Source organism: Pseudomonas aphyarum (assembly GCF_028657055.1).
GTDB lineage: Bacteria > Pseudomonadota > Gammaproteobacteria > Pseudomonadales > Pseudomonadaceae > Aquipseudomonas > Aquipseudomonas aphyarum.
The window spans coordinates 306,949-322,455 of sequence record NZ_JAMDGS010000012.1; the positions used below are offsets into that span (position 1 = coordinate 306,949).

Consider the following 15,507-nt stretch of genomic DNA (forward strand, 5'->3'; position numbering starts at 1 on the left):
AGTATATATCGCCACCGGCGCTTTCCGCGCCTCTACAGGGCAAGAGCTTGATGAAATCTCCTGCCTGAAGGAAAGAATAGTCTTACAGAGTGAGTCTGCCGGCTCAGTCCTTGGCCAACACCCCGTCGATCACCGCGCCCCGGCAGCCGGCAAACATGTCCAGATCCGGCTGGTAGACCTTGCTCTGCACTTCCAGCAGACCAAGCATCGAGTGGAACAGGTTGTCCTGGCTCAGCGGCTTGTCGCGGCTCATTTGCAGGCAATGGGTGTCGACCGAGTAGGACTTCTGATAGCTGTCGGAGAACCACGCCAGCATCGCCACGTGTTTCTGCTGCTCCGGCGCCAGCATGTACGGCGTGCCGTGGAGGAACAGGTTGTACTCGCCCAGGGATTCGCCGTGATCGGACAGGTACAGCATGGCGGTATCGACCTTGTCCTGATTGCTGCGCAGCACATCGATCAGGCTCGACAGCACATGGTCGGTGTACACCAGCGTATTGTCGTAGCCGTTGACGATGCTTTCGCGGCTGCAATTGTTCAGCGCGTTGCTTTCACACACCGGGGTGAAGCGCTCGTATTCCTTCGGATAGCGTTTGAAGTATTCCGGGCCGTGGCTGCCCATCTGGTGCAGGACCAGCACAGTGTCCTTGTCCAGGTGATCGATAAAGCTTTGCAGGCCCTGCAACAGGATTTCGTCGCGGCATTCGCTGTTGGCGCACAGTGCCGGGTCTTTCAGATTGCTGACATCCTGCAAGGTAACGCGATCGCAGGTGCCCTTGCAGCCGGACTGGTTGTCGCGCCAGATCACGTCGATCCCGGCACGCTTGAGCACGTCCAGCAGCCCTTCCTCATTCTTCGCCTTGCTGGCGTCGTAGTCCTTGCGGCCCATGTTGGAGAACATGCATGGCACCGATACGGCGGTTTCCGTGCCGCAGGAATGCACGTCGGTGAAGGCGATCAGGCCGGCTTCCTTGTCCAGTTTCGGTGTGGTGTCGCGGTCATAACCGAGGATGCCGAAGTTTTCCGCCCGGGCACTTTCCCCGACCACCAGCACCGTCAGGGATTTGCGCGGATGAGTCTGCACGGCGGCATTACGCTGGGCGTCTTCGCCGATCGTGACAAACGGTTGCTGCGCCGAAGCCACCTGCTCACGCAGATAACCGGCCGAGGCGCCGATGTAGTTGCTCGGCACCAGCATCAGGCGAATTTCGTGGTGATTGCGAAACAGCGACGACAACCCTTGATAATTGGCCAGCGCAACGCCGCCAATGACCGCGACCGACGCGACACCCACAACAACTTTGCTTAATAACTCGCGATGCCAGCTACGATAGTTGACTGGAACTTTCCACAACAACCAGGACGGCAAGACACCCAGAAAAACGATATAAGCGAGCAACTTCAAAGACAGCAGATCGCGCACTTCAGTGGCATTGGTTTCGGCAAAGTTGCGAAACATGCCGGCATCGATCATTACACCGTATTGGCTCATGAAATAAGCCACGCCGGCGCTGACCATAAACAATAACGTCAACACGGGTTTCAACACGGGTCGAAACGCCAGCAACGTCAGCACGATGTTATACGCCGCGAAGATCATCACCCCGAACGCAATGCGCATGGCAATACCCTTGCCGTCCGCAGCGGTGATATCGAACAGGTGTTGCCAGAGAACGAAATTGAATCCGGTCAAAAGAAAGGCGCTGGCAAACAACGTCACCCATTCCGGGCGCACGGCTTTTAACTTGAACATGGCGAGGGGCTATTTCCTTGAAAGAAGTGCCGTCGTCAATTGTGAAAATTTCATTGACTCAGACAACACAAACTTTAAGCAGGCAACCATCAATTTTTTGTGAAAAAGAAGCCAACGATTAGTTGGCCCATGAAATAACCATGAAACTTTCGGTGTATTTGAGAATGGTTCAGCTGTGGTTCAGTCGCGGGCGACGAGGTCGCCGTATCGACCACCCCGGTTCCAAGGTCTGAAGAGGGAAAACGCTCGCGCCACTGCTCGACCCGTCTGGATAAAGGCTTCTGGCCAGCTTTTCCGGGTTTGATTGTGTACGTCGTGTTACTAAAACTTTCTGTCCCACAACTGACCGTGAAAAGTCCTACAGGGCTTTCTCCTGGCACCATCGTTCCGTTACGATCATGCGCACACGTTTGCGCGGATTCGGCGCAAGGAGCACAGCGAGACAGAACGGATGCTGAACAGTAACTTGCTTAGAAAGCTCGACATGCAGGATCTCATGGTGTTTGTCGCCGTGTATGAGCAAAGCAGCGTCACCGACGTGTCGGAGGCGCTGTTTGTCAGCCAGTCCACCGTCAGTTACTGCCTGAAAAAACTGCGCACCAGCTTCGAAGACGATTTGTTCGTCAACACCCGCACGGGCATGCGCCCGACCTACAAGGCCAGCAGCATGTACGGCCATGTGCAGAAAATCCTCGAAAGCATCAACCTCTGCCACGCCGGCGCCCCGACTTTCGATCCGATGGCGCAACCGGTGACCTTCAACATCTGCGCCCCGGAATACTTCGAGCAACTGATCCTGCCGCGGATGTTGAAGCGCTTTGACTTCGATGACTTGCCGGTGATGGTCAACATGCACAAGTTCGAAACCGACGTGCCGGTCGAAGAGTTGCGTGATGGCAGCCTCGATCTGGTGATCTGTTTCGGCCCGCACTTCCATCGCAGCCACGCCGACCTGAAATCACGCATGCTGCTGGAAGATGACCTGGTCTGCGTCTTCGACAAACGCGCCACGCCGCTGGAGCCGCGCCTGAGCCTGCAAGCCTTCACCGAACGCCGGCATGTGTTTCCGACGCCGTGGACGTCGACCACCAACATGGTCGATGGCTGGCTGGCGCGGCAGGCGCAGAAACGCCAGATCGTCGCCCGTTCCAACAGCTACAGCGCGGCGTTGAAGATGATCACCGGCACCGATTTCATTCTCACCCTGCCCCGGCGCATTCAGCGTTTGCTGACCAACGACGCAGTGTTCAACCACTGCGAGGCGCCGAACGGCTTGCCGGGGTTCACCCTCGACATGCAATGGAGCCACAACGTCGACCAGGACAGCGCCAACCTCTGGCTGCGCGAGCAGGTCATCAAGACCTGCGCGGAGCTGGAAGCGGCCTGAGTCTTACACGCCGATGGCGGTCTTGTTGTAGGACTCGCGGTCGATGTCGAGCAGTTCCACACTCAACTGCACCTCGACACCGGCCGGCCATTCGCACAGATCCTGAAGCACCGCCAACAGGCTCTGCGACAGCTGCTTCTTGATCTCCGGAGAACGACCGCTGAGCAACGCCAGCCTCACCGCGACAAAGGCGCGCTCGTTCATGGCGGTGCCGACCTTGAAGGTTTCAACCTTGAGCGCACGGCTCTTGATATCGAACTCCGCCCCGAACTGACCGGAACCCACCAGTGTGTTGTTGAGCCGGATCAACGCCACATCGGCGTTCAGTTGCGGCAGGTTGGCGGTGTATTCCAGGTGCAGGTGTGGCATCTCGATGCTCCAGTGGTTCGGCGGAAAGGTCGTACATATAACACAGCAACGCCTGACTCACGCCAACGACGACATCACCGGGCGCTCGCTCATGAACTGCTCCAGCCGCGAACGCAGCCAGCGCTCGGCCGGGTCGCTGTCAACGTGGCTGAGCCAGACCATCGACAGGTCGAGGGTCGGGGTCTTGAACGGAAACGGCTCCTTGAACAGAAATCCGGAAGCGGCCATGGCGTCGGCGGTGTAGTCCGGCAGGCTGGCGATCAGATCGGTGCCGGCCAGCAGCGCCGGCAACGAACTGTACTGCGGCACCGACAACACCACCTGACGGGTACGACCGATGTCAGCCAGCCACTCATCGGCGTAGCCACTGACATTGGCGGTGTGGGAAACCAGCACGTGGGGTCGTGCGCAATATTCGTCGAGGGTCAGCGGCGTGTCGGACTTGTCGGCACGCAGGATGCTCGGCTGAATATGCCGCAGCAGTTTGCGTTTGGCGTTGGCCGGCAGGCCGCGGGTCTGGCTGATGCCGACAGTGATGTCGCCCGCCGCCAGCAGATCGGGAATCCGCCAGTAATCGACGTGCTGCACTACGAACACCACGCTCGGTGCTTCCTGGCGCAAGGCACGCAACAACGGTGGCAGCAGACCGAATTCGACGTCATCCGACAGACCGATGCGAAAGGTCATGGTGCTGACGGCGGGGTCGAAATCCCGGGTCAGGCTCAGCGCCACCGACAGCGAGTCGAGCGCGGGCTTTAGATGACGGTAGATATCTTCGGCGCGGGCGGTCGGCTCCATGCGATGGCCGACGCGGATGAACAACGGATCGTTAAGCATGGTACGCAGACGGTTGAGCGCCGAACTGATGGTCGGCTGGCCGAGAAACAGCTTCTCGGCAGCCCGGGTCACGTTGCGTTCGAGCATCAAGGTCTCGAACACCACCATCAGGTTGATGTCGGCCTTGCGAAGTTCATTGCGGTTCATCCATTGCCCCCCGATCCCCAGATTGCGGGCAGTGTAGAAAGCCCCGGCGTTATCGTCTATGCGCCCATGGATCAGTTGACGGTCAGTGTCTTCAAGCCCATGGCCAGTTTTCGGGGGTCCTGTCCCATTCCCAACTGCTGGGGACTGATCGCGTCGGCGAACTGCAACTGCAACCGGAGCAGACCGTCAGCCTTGATCCGCTGGCGGATCGCCGGGGTCAGGCTGACTTCGAGCGTGTTGCCATCAGCCTTGTCCAGTGAAGCCGTCAAAGCCTCGAGGCCATTGAGCCTGACCACCACCCCCTGCCGGACATGGGAGGGCGCAAGGAACGCGGTGGTTTCAAGGCGCAGCCTCCGGGCCGAATCCGGGATGCGCATCACGAGCTCCGCGTTCGGACCACTGGACCATACGCCCCACGGTTCTGGCACCGACCAGCCCTGTGCCAGAAACACGTTGCCCGCAGCACCGAAGCCAAACGGTGTCGTCTGACCGGCCGCGAGCTCGGTAATCAATTGCTGCGGTGCTTTTTCAGCAGGTAACTGCAGACATTCGCGGCACTGCTTCCATCCCGGCGCCAGCAAGGTGAAGCCGTCGATCTCGGTCAAGAGATCGGTGCGGGTGTCGGCAGTCTGAACGGCTTGCAGCAGCGCACGGTCACTGAGCAGGTACAACGAGTCGGCGTCGTACTGACCGGAAGCGAACATCTCGGACGTGTGCTGATCGGCGCGAACGCGTTGCTCGCTGCTCATGCGTCCGAGGTAGACCGCATCCGTCGACAAGCCATGGTTCGCGGCAAAAGCGGCGATGTCGAGCCACTGCGGTGAATAGTTCTGCGGCAGGATCCATCGAATCTTCGGATAATGGGCAGCGGCGCTTTTCCAGAACGGATCGACAAAAGGGCTGGCCCATTGAGCGGATGGCTCGACCATTAAACGCTTGCGTACCACCGACCAGCCACTGCGCGTGTCCGAGACCTGGATCACCAGGGCCAATGCCAGCAGACAAACGGCCGCCCGAGTCTGATTGGCACGAATCACCAGAAAAATGATGAGCAGGATGATTGCGTAGTAAACCGGCCAGAACATGCGCCCGGACGCCCGGAAAATATTGGCGATCGCGAGGACTTTTTCCGGTAGCGGATAAGAGAAATTCAACGGTCCGAGTGCGATATTGTTGGACACCGCAAAGACTGTCAGCCCGGCCATGGCCAGCAGTAGAAAATGATAGCGGCGCAATCTCGCGCCCACGCCGGTCTGTCCCTGCAACCCACCGACAAAGCCACAGATGGCCAACAGCAAAAGCCCCAGCCCGAGATACCCGAAGCCTTCCGAATCACCCAATCCGTTCGGTATGTCTTTGAGGGTGTAAGACCATGCATTGGCACTGAACAGAGTCAGGATATTGGCCCGGTACAAACCAAAACCATCGGACGCCGCATCGGCGCCACTCACTGAAAAATACCCGGCCTGCCAGCAGCAGAGGCTGACCAGCGCAAACAGTACAACCAGTTCGACCGTCGCTTTGCGCACTGTCAGTTTTCTTTTGAAGCATCGGGCAGCAAGATCCGCCAGCCAGATGAGCGCAACCATCGCCAGCAGATAGGCGTGAATCAGCGCTGTACATCCCAGCAAGGCTCCCCAGGCCAGACGCCGTCGCTCATCGCCCGGGCGCAGCGCCAGATAAAGCGCGGCCAGAATCACGAAGTGCCCGGCCAGTGACAGATGCACCGGTATGCGCATGATCATCGGTGGCGCAAACAGAAACAGCGCAGCGCCCAAGGCCCGCAAGGTCACGTGTGGCGTGATCAGCCCCAGCAGTTTCCAGGCGAACCACGACTGCAGCATGAAGCAGCCGAGAAACCACAACCCGAAATACTGGAACGTCTCGGGCAGCAATCCGGTAAAAGGCTTGAACAGCAGGGCCAGCAGCGGATTGGAGTCGGAAAAGATCAGGCCATTGCCCAGCTCAAGCCCGTAAGTCGGGTTCAGGCCCAGCGGGAAGGTCCAGGGCGATTGCCGGAAGAATACCCACCCCAGATAGTGCGTTGCAGGATCGCCCTGGCCCAGCCATGCAATATTCTGCGGATTGAGCGCACGCGGGCCAACCACGATGAAGAAAGCCAGAACGCCGATCATCAACGGCAAGAGAGTGACAACCAGGCGCTTTGCGGAATCCTTCATCGATACGTCCAGAAATTGTGCAGTACAAAGGTGAATGCCGGAATCGTCAGCGCCACGGCAACGATACCCGCCAGATAGTGCAGCCCGGCCATCTGTGCCGCCCAGGCCACGAACATCGCCAACAAAAAGCCCCCCGCCGAAACCAGCATGAAACGCAGCAGGGTTTTACCGTGCAGTCGGGCTGAAAAACTCCAGGTGGTGTTGATCACGTAGGACACAACCGTCGCCACGGCAAAGGCCACGCCGTTGGCCAGAGGCGGCTGGGGACTGACGAAATTGATGAACAGCACCGCCACCAGCGCATGCAATGCGGTGACGAACAGACCGGTCACCGCGAATCGCAGACCGCGCTGAATCAACGGGGATTTTTCGGCGACCGTCACGGCTTGCGCGCCAGCACGAACACACTCAGACCGGCCAGGCGGTTGATGCCCATCAACGGCAGTTCAAGATTGCACAGGGTTTTCAGCAGCGCATTGACCAGCGGATGATGCTTTTTCAGCTGCGAACGCGGTGCCGAACCCCTAGCGCCGCCGGGTATCAGGCGCGACGCCAGCGCAAGCGGGAACACCGCTGCGAAGTAATAGGCGCCCCGCTCCACCGTCAATCCGGCGTTACCCGCCAGAGCCTCGAATTGCCCCAGGGTGTAGCGACGTTTGTGTTCGAGGAAATCATCGTGCCCGCTCCACATGAACTGAAATGCCGGCACGGTCATCAGGAAGCGACTGCCGGACGGCACCTTGTCGACGTAGGACTTGAGCAGGCCGAGGTCGTCATCGACGTGCTCCAGCACATCCATCAGCAACACCAGATCAGCGTCGACGTTGTCGATCGAGCGACGGTAATGCACCGGTTTGCCGGCGGTGGTGGCGCTCGAGTCGGCCGGGTAGCTGATGTCCACGCACCACGCTTCACGCGCCGCCGTGTGGGTCAACAAATGATGGGAGAAGAATCCTGAACCGGCACCGACGTCGAGAATTCGCTTGATCGGCGCCTCACCCAGCAATCGCCGGGTCGCTGCCGCTTTGGAGCAGTAGTACCAATGCTCGCCGATGCTGTCGCCGAGGATGTCGGTTTCCTTGAGGTCCATGCTTCAGTCCTTGGATTCGTAGATGCGGCGCACCAGGAAAACCGGCCGGCGCTTCGCTTCGATATAAGTGCGGCCCAGATACTCGCCGAGCACGCCGATGCCGATCAACTGCAAGCCACCGAGAAACGTCACGGCAACCATCAGCGAGGCGTAGCCGGGCATGTCAACGCCATGGATCAGCGTGCGCACCACAATGAACATCGCAAAAGCGAACGACACCAGAGACACCAGCGCTCCCAGATACGTCCAGATCCGCAACGGTTCGGTGCTGAAACTGGTGATGCCTTCGAGGGCGAAATTCCACAGCCGCCAGCCATTGAACTTGCTCTGCCCCGCTGCCCGTTCCGGGCGTTCGTACTCGACCTGGGTGGTGCGAAAACCGACCCAGGCGAACAGGCCTTTCATGAAGCGCCGGGATTCGGGCAGCGTCAGCAGCGCGTCGACCACACAGCGATCCATCAGCCGGAAATCACCGACGTTTTCCGGTAATGCCTGTTCGGCAATTTTGTTGTGCAGGCGATAGAACCAACTGGCAGAGGTCTGCTTGGCCCAAGAGTCGTTGCGCCGGCTGATTCGGTGGCCGAGCACCACTTCAAAACCTTCGCGCCAGCGCTCGATCATTTGCAGGATGACCTCGGGCGGGTCCTGCAGATCGACATCGATCGGCACCACGACTTGCCCGGTGGCCGTCTGCAAACCGGCGGACAGCGCCGCCTCCTTGCCGAAATTGCGGCTCAGATCGACGATGCGGATGCGCGAATCGCTCTGCTGGCAATGCAGCAAGCGCTCCAGCGTCGTATCGGAACTGCCGTCATTGACGAACACCAGTTCCAGCTCGACCAGCGCCTCTTGCTCGAAAACCTGACGAATGCGCAGGAGAAAACCGTCGAGGCTGTCCTCTTCATTGAATACGGGCACTACCAGCGACAACGTCACCGGGCCCGCGTGTTGCGTTCCATGCGGATGGGTCAATGGACTGCTCTTTCTTATAGTGATTGTCGGTCGCCGAACGCTGTTCGACGCCATGAGCCGCCCCGTATTAAGCAGCAGCCCGGAATGTCATGCAAGGGTGAAACGAGGGCGTTCCGGCCAATCCGGAGGACGATCCCTGCGCTCTGGCCCGCGCCTTCCAGAAACATTCACGAACGATTGGAAACAAATCCCCGATAGCCAAAAATCCGCGCTCCGCTAGGCTTGCGTCGAGGCGTCACACAGGTTGTCGCACATAAATCGCATGGAGCGAACTGAATGTATTTCGAGATTTACAGGCAATCCAAAGGCACCCCGAGCACCGGCAAGGGCCAATGGCGCTGGCGGCTACGCGCGGGCAACCACGAGACGGTCGCCAGTGGCGAATCGTATGTGAACAAGGCGGATTGTCTGCATGTGATCGAGTTGATCAAGGGTGTGCAGGGAGAGACCCCGGTCAAGGAGATCTGAGGACCACCCAAGACGCCGGGCTGCCTGTGTTGGCAGCTCCGGCGACTTCTGAAGTTGCTTCAGAACCTTTCGGGAATGTTCCGGAACGGATAATCCGATTCTTTGTACCCCCCCGGTTTCTGCCGCTTGGGCAATGTCACCTTCTCTCGCGGCACCTCTTTGTAAGGGATGCGACTGAGCAGGTCGGAGATGATATTGAGCCGCGCCCGACGCTTGTCGTTCGAGTTGGCCACCAGCCACGGTGCGTAATCGGTGTCGGTCGCTTCGATCATGTCGTCCCGTGCCCGGGAGTAGTCATACCAGCGGCTGTAGGACTTGAGGTCCATCGGCGACAGTTTCCAGATCTTGCGTCCGTCGACAATGCGCGCCTCCAGGCGTCGGGTCTGTTCTTCCTGACTGACATTCAACCAGTACTTGAGCAGGATCACGCCGGAACCGACAACTGCGCGCTCCACCAGCGGCACGGCTTTGAGGAACTTGTCGACCTCCTTGTCCGTGCAAAAACCCATCACCCGCTCGACGCCGGCGCGGTTGTACCAACTGCGATCGAAGATCACCACTTCGCCGGCCGCCGGCAAATGTGGCAAGTAGCGCTGCATGTACATCTGACTCTTTTCACGGTCAGTCGGCGCCGGTAACGCGATGACGCGAAACACCCGCGGGCTGACCCGCTCGGTCAGCGCCTTGATGGTGCCGCCCTTGCCCGCACCGTCACGGCCTTCAAAGATGATGCAGATCTTGATGCCTTCGGCCTTCACCCATTCCTGCATTTTCACCAGTTCGATATGCAGGCGGCGCAACTCGGCAAGGTAGTCCTTGTTTGACAGTTTTGTATGTTCGTCAGGTTTTTCTCGGGGCGAGTCTTTCTTCTTTCCCTTTGCCATGACCAGACCTCTCGGGTTGGAACGACAGCCAGGCTCGTTGGCACTGCATGACCTGGAACCGGAAAGTTTAGTCATTTATCGCAAAGCGCAAGCAAACGGGCGGTAACGCTCAGGCAACGTGCTTATTGCGAAAAAACCTGTGCAGTTTTTGACGGAACGCCAATCGCCAACCATTCTCCATCACGGCGTAGCGTCCGATGTCGGCCGTTGATGCCTCGCGTGTTGCAAACCTGCCATCTGGATGTGGGGAAGAGGTCATGCACAGTTCGCTCTTGCGTGCCGCGTCGCTCCTGCTCGCCTTGAGCGCTGCACCGCTCTGGTTGCAGGCTGCCGATGCGCCTGCGGCCCCGGCAGCTGCCACCGCGCCGGCCAAAGATGCCGTGTTTACCACGGAGCAGCTCGACCAGATGCTCGCGTCGATTGCGCTGTATCCCGATCCCCTGCTTGCTCAAGTGCTGATGGCCGCCACGTATCCGGGAGAAGTCGCCGAAGCCGCGACCTGGTCCAAGGCTCATCCGGACGCCAAGGGCGATGACGCGGTCAAGCAAGTGGCCAGCCAGACGTGGGATCCGAGCGTGCAGGCGTTGGTGGCGTTTCCGCAGGTCTTGGCGACACTGGGGCAGGATCCGGTCTGGGTGCAACGTCTGGGGGACGCCTTTCTGGCCCAGCCTGACGAACTCATGGCCGGCGTTCAGCGCTTGCGGCGTCAGGCCCAGGCGGCAGGCAATCTGCAGAGCAATCAATATCAGAATGTGACAGTGCAGAACGTAACCCCACCCATCTCTGCCGGGACAACCAAGTCTGCCGACAACACGACCATCATCATTCAGCCCGCCGATCCGCAGGTGGTCTACGTCCCGAGCTATAACCCGACCACCACTTACGGCACCTGGCCTTATCCGGCCTCGCCGCCGGTGTATTACCCGCCGCCGCCCGCTTACTACCCGGGTCAGGCACTGGTGGCCGGGCTGGCCTTCGGTACGGGCGTGGCGGTCGTTGCGTCGTTGTGGGGTAACTGCGATTGGGGCCATAACGACATCGACATCGATGTGAACCGTTACAACAACATCAACGCCAACAACCGGATCACCAACAACCAGAACAAGTGGCAGCACAACACCGTGCATCGCGATGGCGTGCCCTATCGTGACAACCGCAGCCGCGCGCAGTATGGCCGGCAGCTGGACGGCGCGGCTCAGCGTGACGCTTATCGCGGGGACAACGCGCAGCGGGCACAGGCTCGGGAACGGGCGCGCAGTTCGATGGACAGGGCCGGTTTCGAACGCCCCGCCACCAGCAATCGGGAAGCCCGCAATCAAGTCCGCGAAGCGCAATCCGCCAATGCCGGCAATCGCATGCAAGGTGGTGCGGACAGACCCAGAGCCGCCGACCGTGCTCAAAGCAACACGCGGGAGGCGCGCCAGCCCGGCGTCAATCAACGTGACAACCGTGCGTCCCAAGCCCGACCCGCAGCGGGCAGCGCGCGCAACAACGCCTTCGCCGGCGCGCGCTCTCCGTCACAGACCCGCGTCCAGGCTGATCGCGGCCGGGCCAGCCAGATTTCCGCGCAACGTCCCAACACCTCACGCGCCGCCGGACAGCAGATCAGCAGGCCATCCGGCGGGGGCATGCGTCAGAGAGGAGGTGGCCGTCGATGAACATTCATTCTCTCGTCAAAGGCTGTCTAGCCCTCACGGCCGGCCTCGCATTGTCGAGCTTCGCCGCGGCCCAGCAGGTATTTCCAACCCCGGAAAAAGCCGCTGACGCCTTCGTCGAAGCCCTCGGTACGCAACACGCCGACCAAAAACGCCTGACCCAACTGCTGGGCGAGGAATGGCACAGCTTCATTCCCCGTGAAGGCGTGCAGCGCAGCGATGTCGATGCCTTCCTGCAGCAATACCGCGAACAGCACACCCTGGAAAAGACCGGCGACAGCAAGGCCGTGCTCTCCGTCGGGCCCGATCACTGGACGCTGCCCATCCCGCTGATCAAAGACAAAACCGGCTGGCGCTTCGACATGAAAGCCGCCCAGGTCGAAATCCGCGCCCGTCGCATCGGCCGCAACGAACTGGCGGCAGTGCAATCGGCGCTGGCCTACCACGACGCCCAAATGGACTACGCCTCGGAAGACCGCGACGGCGACGGTGCCCTCGAATACGCACAGAAAATCTTCAGCTCCCCCGGCAAACACGACGGCCTCTACTGGCCAGAAGACGACACCAACCAGATTAGCCCCCTCGGCCCCGCCTTCGGCCAGGCCATCAACGACGAAGACTGGCACGGCTACCACTTCCGCATCCTCGACGCCCAAGGCCCGTCAGCCCCGGGCGGCGCTTACAGCTATCTGATTGGAGACAAGATGAGTCGCGGGTTCGCCTTGATCGCCTGGCCAGCGAAGTATGACGACACCGGGGTGATGAGCTTCATGATCAGCCATGAGGGCCAGGTGTTTCAGAAGGACCTCGGGCCGGATGGGGAGAAGGTGGCGAAGGCGATGACGCGGTTTGATCCGGATGATAGTTGGGAAGTGGTGGATTTGAGGCAGAAGTAGTTGGGGTAGCGAATTGCGTTGGATCGGAAACGAAAAAGCCCCGTAGATTTTCATCTACGGGGCTTTATCTATGTATGGCGGAGAGATAGGGATTCGAACCCTAGGTACCGGTGAAGGTACAACGGATTTCGAATCCGTCCCATTCGGCCACTCTGGCATCTCTCCAACGGCGCGCATCATAACAACACTTTTATCGAAAGCAAACCCTCTTTCGAAAATTTCTCCGTGCTATCAGATGCTTGCGTCGATTAAAGCGGTACGCCCAGACGGTTGGCGACTTCTTCGTAGGCTTCGATGACGTCACCGAGGCCCTGGCGGAAGCGGTCCTTGTCCATCTTCTTCTTGGTGTCCTTGTCCCACAGACGGCAGCCGTCCGGGCTGAACTCGTCGCCCAGCACGATGGAGCCGTCGCTGAACACGCCAAATTCAAGCTTGAAGTCCACCAGCAAGAGGCCTGCGTCGTCGAACAGTTTGCTCAGGACTTCGTTGACCTTGAGCGACAGTTCTTTCATGCGCGCCAGTTGCTCGGCAGTGCCCCAGCCGAACGCCACGACGTGGGATTCGTTGATGAACGGGTCGCCCTTGGCGTCGTCCTTCAGGAACAGTTCGAAGGTGTACGGGTTGAGCTTCATGCCCTCCTCGACGCCCAGACGCTTGACCAGGCTGCCGGCGGCGTAGTTACGCACGACGCACTCGACCGGGATCATGTCGAGTTTTTTCACCAGCACTTCGTTGTCGGCCAGCAGCTTGTCGAATTGGGTCGGAATGCCGGCCGCTTCGAGTTTCTGCATGATGAAGGCGTTGAACTTGTTGTTCACCATGCCTTTGCGGTCGAGCTGCTCGATGCGCTTGCCGTCGAACGCCGAAGTGTCGTTGCGAAACAGCAGGATCAAGCGGTCAGCGTCGTCGGTCTTGTAAACCGATTTGGCTTTGCCGCGGTAGAGTTCTTCACGTTTTTCCATGATGGGCTCCGCTTGCTAAGTAGATGGGCTAGGCGATGTGGCGCCAGTCGAGCCCTGAATCTTGATCGGCCAGTTGCAGCCAGTCCGGGTCGCACCCGAGGGTGTCGACAAAACATTGCCGGGCCAGCTGCGGCAGGTTGTTCTTGCTGCTCAGATGGGCCAGGACCAGGTGTTGCAGGCCTTGCCAGCCCAACTCGGCCACCAGGAATGCCGCCTGATGGTTATTCAAATGTCCCAGCTCGCCGCCCACCCGCTGCTTGAGAAAGTACGGGTAATGACCACGGGCCAGCATGTCGCGACAATGGTTGGACTCGATCATCAACGCATCGAGGTCCCGATAGCCGTCCAGCACCCGCTCGCAGTAAGAGCCCAGGTCAGTCAGCAGGCCGAAGCGCCGCTCGCCGTCACTGAATACGTACTGAGTCGGTTCCTGCGCATCATGGGCCACGGCAATGACCCCGATGTTCAGAGCACCGATCTGCAGTTGCTCGCCACCGGTCACGAAACCGGCAGGTTCAATCGGTTTGCGCATCCCGCGCAGTGTGCCGCGACTGAGGTAGACAGGCAGATTGTAGCGCCGAGACAGCAAACCCACGCCATGCACGTGGTCGGCATGTTCGTGGGTTACGAGTATCGCGCTCAGTTGCGCCGGGTTCACACCCAGTCGCAACAGGCGTTTTTCGGTTTCCCGCAGGGAAAAACCACAATCCACCAGCACATACGTATCAGCACTGGCGATCAGCGTGCCGTTCCCTTGGCTACCGCTGCCGAGAACGGCAAAACGCATTGGATCAGCCCAGATTGTCCTGAATCACGCTCAACACTTTGCGGGCCACATCGGCCGGCGCAACGGTGTTGATGTTTTTCTCGACGGTCACCTGAACGTTCTCGCCGACCTTGCTCAGGCGAACCTGATAACGCTCGGCACGGGCTTCAACTTCTTCCTTGGTCGGCGCGCTGCCGAACAGGGTGCTGAAGAAACCAGGCTTCTCGTCTTTCTTCTCGGCCTTTTCGGACAAGTTGATGTAGTAGAGACCCAGGCTGCGGTTGATGTCTTCAACGCGCCATTCGCCCTGCTCCAGCGCACGACCGACGCTCGACCAGGCACGATCCAGGTCCGTACCGACGTTCAGTACCGGGTTGCCGCTGCCGTCTTCGCTCAGGCTGACACGGCTCGGGGTATCGAAATCACGCGAAGCCAGCATCGACACCGAACCACCCTTCTCGGACGTACGGCTCATGCTCGCGAGCATGTCGTCGACCAGCGCAGCGTCGAGGCCGGTGTTGACCGAACGGTTGGTGAAGGCCACGTCGGCGGTGCTGCCGGCAGGACGCTCGGCGCTGACCACATAGACTTCACTGGTGTTGCGCTGCACGCCCGGCTCGATGCGTACCCGCACGCGGGTTTCGCTGTCGGTGCTGACGCCGGCGGCGCTCAGGCGCTTGGCCATGGCGGCGGACAGTTCGTCGGAATGCTGCCAGGTGGTGGTGAATTCGCCGGTTTGCGGGCGCTGTTCATCCAGACGGAAACCGTTGTCCTGGAAGTACTGCACCGCCACTGGCCAGACTTCGGCCGGTGGGTGCTGGGCCATGACCCAACGCGAATCACCGCTCTTCTGCAGCGAGTAGTCGCTGGCGTCGGCAACGGCCGACAGCGGTTGAGGACGCGGAACGATGTATTCACCCTTGGCGGTGTCGTCGGCCACGTTGCGCGGGATCGGCAGCAGCGGATCCAGGCGCTTGGAGGTGCTGACGTCCGGTGGCAGTTGCATCGGTGCAGTCTGTTGCGCTTCCAGGTAATCGCTACCACGGTCACGGAAATAACCTTCCGGGCCCCAGATCCATCCGCAGCCACTGGTGCTGGAGATAATCAAGGCAAGTGCGGAAAGTCCGGCCATTCGCTTCAT

General features: G+C 59.8%; 15 protein-coding genes and 1 tRNA gene. 4 read left to right on the top strand and 12 right to left on the bottom strand.

The features are described 5' to 3' along the window. Window positions 1-103 precede the first annotated feature (103 nt). Window positions 104-1,753 carry a phosphoethanolamine transferase gene (locus M5G18_RS18715; RefSeq protein ID WP_273896550.1) on the bottom strand — a complete coding sequence of 550 codons (1,650 nt, stop codon included), beginning with the start codon at window positions 1,751-1,753 and terminating at the stop codon, window positions 104-106. 451 nt (window positions 1,754-2,204) lie between these two features. Here M5G18_RS18715 and M5G18_RS18720 point away from each other — a divergent pair, with 451 nt between their 5' ends. Continuing rightward, complete coding sequence (locus tag M5G18_RS18720) at window positions 2,205-3,140, top strand: LysR family transcriptional regulator (RefSeq protein ID WP_085605584.1); 936 nt, start codon at window positions 2,205-2,207, stop codon at window positions 3,138-3,140. A 3-nt stretch (window positions 3,141-3,143) separates the two neighbouring features. On the opposite strand, the gene M5G18_RS18725 is transcribed toward M5G18_RS18720, so the two are convergent. The 6 genes from M5G18_RS18725 to M5G18_RS18750 form a co-directional block, all read right to left on the bottom strand. Next, window positions 3,144-3,509 (bottom strand): 5-carboxymethyl-2-hydroxymuconate Delta-isomerase, encoded by a 366-nt coding sequence (locus M5G18_RS18725; RefSeq protein ID WP_273896549.1) that lies wholly within the window; start codon window positions 3,507-3,509, stop codon window positions 3,144-3,146. Window positions 3,510-3,566: 57 nt separating this feature from the next. Further along, window positions 3,567-4,493, bottom strand: a complete 927-nt coding sequence (locus M5G18_RS18730) for a LysR substrate-binding domain-containing protein (RefSeq protein ID WP_045121852.1) — start codon at window positions 4,491-4,493, stop codon at window positions 3,567-3,569. Window positions 4,494-4,564: 71 nt separating this feature from the next. Beyond that, window positions 4,565-6,673: a DUF6311 domain-containing protein gene (locus M5G18_RS18735; protein ID WP_273896548.1), complete on the bottom strand. Its 2,109-nt coding sequence runs from the start codon at window positions 6,671-6,673 to the stop codon at window positions 4,565-4,567. Further along, the gene (locus M5G18_RS18740) at window positions 6,670-7,056 is read right to left on the bottom strand and encodes a GtrA family protein (protein ID WP_273896547.1); all 387 of its coding nucleotides are present in this window, start codon (window positions 7,054-7,056) and stop codon (window positions 6,670-6,672) included. The genes M5G18_RS18735 and M5G18_RS18740 overlap by 4 nt, the downstream gene beginning before the upstream one ends. Further along, on the bottom strand, window positions 7,053-7,763 hold the full coding sequence (locus M5G18_RS18745; protein ID WP_273896546.1) for a class I SAM-dependent methyltransferase: 711 nt from the start codon (window positions 7,761-7,763) through the stop codon (window positions 7,053-7,055). The genes M5G18_RS18740 and M5G18_RS18745 overlap by 4 nt, the downstream gene beginning before the upstream one ends. A 3-nt stretch (window positions 7,764-7,766) precedes the next feature. Next, window positions 7,767-8,735: a glycosyltransferase family 2 protein gene (locus tag M5G18_RS18750; RefSeq protein ID WP_273896545.1), complete on the bottom strand. Its 969-nt coding sequence runs from the start codon at window positions 8,733-8,735 to the stop codon at window positions 7,767-7,769. A 276-nt stretch (window positions 8,736-9,011) separates the two neighbouring features. Between M5G18_RS18750 and M5G18_RS18755 the strand changes: the two genes are divergently transcribed. Next, on the top strand, window positions 9,012-9,203 hold the full coding sequence (locus M5G18_RS18755) for a YegP family protein (RefSeq protein WP_007958030.1): 192 nt from the start codon (window positions 9,012-9,014) through the stop codon (window positions 9,201-9,203). A 59-nt stretch (window positions 9,204-9,262) separates the two neighbouring features. Here the strand turns inward: M5G18_RS18755 and ppk2 are convergent, their stop codons facing one another. Continuing rightward, a complete protein-coding gene (ppk2, locus tag M5G18_RS18760) occupies window positions 9,263-10,087 on the bottom strand; it encodes a polyphosphate kinase 2 (RefSeq protein ID WP_007958028.1) in 825 nt (274 codons plus the stop codon). Between the two features lie 257 nt (window positions 10,088-10,344). On the opposite strand from ppk2, the gene M5G18_RS18765 reads away from it, so the two are divergent. Together M5G18_RS18765 and M5G18_RS18770 are read left to right on the top strand one after the other, a co-directional pair. Further along, window positions 10,345-11,745 carry a DUF3300 domain-containing protein gene (locus tag M5G18_RS18765; protein ID WP_273896544.1) on the top strand — a complete coding sequence of 467 codons (1,401 nt, stop codon included), beginning with the start codon at window positions 10,345-10,347 and terminating at the stop codon, window positions 11,743-11,745. Next, the gene (locus M5G18_RS18770; RefSeq protein ID WP_273896543.1) at window positions 11,742-12,638 is read left to right on the top strand and encodes a DUF2950 domain-containing protein; all 897 of its coding nucleotides are present in this window, start codon (window positions 11,742-11,744) and stop codon (window positions 12,636-12,638) included. The genes M5G18_RS18765 and M5G18_RS18770 overlap by 4 nt, the downstream gene beginning before the upstream one ends. 75 nt (window positions 12,639-12,713) lie before the next feature. On the opposite strand, the gene M5G18_RS18775 is transcribed toward M5G18_RS18770, so the two are convergent. The 4 genes from M5G18_RS18775 to bamC form a co-directional block, all read right to left on the bottom strand. Then, window positions 12,714-12,803 (bottom strand) — tRNA-Ser (locus tag M5G18_RS18775). An 83-nt stretch (window positions 12,804-12,886) separates the two neighbouring features. Continuing rightward, a complete protein-coding gene (purC, locus tag M5G18_RS18780) occupies window positions 12,887-13,600 on the bottom strand; it encodes a phosphoribosylaminoimidazolesuccinocarboxamide synthase (protein ID WP_007958019.1) in 714 nt (237 codons plus the stop codon). A gap of 28 nt (window positions 13,601-13,628) precedes the next feature. Next, window positions 13,629-14,387: an MBL fold metallo-hydrolase gene (locus M5G18_RS18785; RefSeq protein ID WP_007958017.1), complete on the bottom strand. Its 759-nt coding sequence runs from the start codon at window positions 14,385-14,387 to the stop codon at window positions 13,629-13,631. 4 nt (window positions 14,388-14,391) lie between these two features. Next, complete coding sequence (gene bamC, locus M5G18_RS18790) at window positions 14,392-15,507, bottom strand: outer membrane protein assembly factor BamC (RefSeq protein ID WP_273896542.1); 1,116 nt, start codon at window positions 15,505-15,507, stop codon at window positions 14,392-14,394.

Bases quoted from the DNA above. Each gene is read 5' to 3' on its own strand.
- M5G18_RS18715 (WP_273896550.1), bottom strand. From the start codon at position 1,753: ATGTTCAAGTTAAAAGCCGTGCGCCCGGAATGGGTGACGTTGTTTGCC.
- M5G18_RS18720 (WP_085605584.1), top strand. From the start codon at position 2,205: ATGCTGAACAGTAACTTGCTTAGAAAGCTCGACATGCAGGATCTCATG.
- M5G18_RS18725 (WP_273896549.1), bottom strand. From the start codon at position 3,509: ATGCCACACCTGCACCTGGAATACACCGCCAACCTGCCGCAACTGAAC.
- M5G18_RS18730 (WP_045121852.1), bottom strand. From the start codon at position 4,493: ATGAACCGCAATGAACTTCGCAAGGCCGACATCAACCTGATGGTGGTG.
- M5G18_RS18735 (WP_273896548.1), bottom strand. From the start codon at position 6,673: ATGAAGGATTCCGCAAAGCGCCTGGTTGTCACTCTCTTGCCGTTGATG.
- M5G18_RS18745 (WP_273896546.1), bottom strand. From the start codon at position 7,763: ATGGACCTCAAGGAAACCGACATCCTCGGCGACAGCATCGGCGAGCAT.
- M5G18_RS18755 (WP_007958030.1), top strand. From the start codon at position 9,012: ATGTATTTCGAGATTTACAGGCAATCCAAAGGCACCCCGAGCACCGGC.
- ppk2 (WP_007958028.1), bottom strand. From the start codon at position 10,087: ATGGCAAAGGGAAAGAAGAAAGACTCGCCCCGAGAAAAACCTGACGAA.
- M5G18_RS18765 (WP_273896544.1), top strand. From the start codon at position 10,345: ATGCACAGTTCGCTCTTGCGTGCCGCGTCGCTCCTGCTCGCCTTGAGC.
- M5G18_RS18770 (WP_273896543.1), top strand. From the start codon at position 11,742: ATGAACATTCATTCTCTCGTCAAAGGCTGTCTAGCCCTCACGGCCGGC.
- purC (WP_007958019.1), bottom strand. From the start codon at position 13,600: ATGGAAAAACGTGAAGAACTCTACCGCGGCAAAGCCAAATCGGTTTAC.
- M5G18_RS18785 (WP_007958017.1), bottom strand. From the start codon at position 14,387: ATGCGTTTTGCCGTTCTCGGCAGCGGTAGCCAAGGGAACGGCACGCTG.
- bamC (WP_273896542.1), bottom strand. From the start codon at position 15,507: ATGAAGCGAATGGCCGGACTTTCCGCACTTGCCTTGATTATCTCCAGC.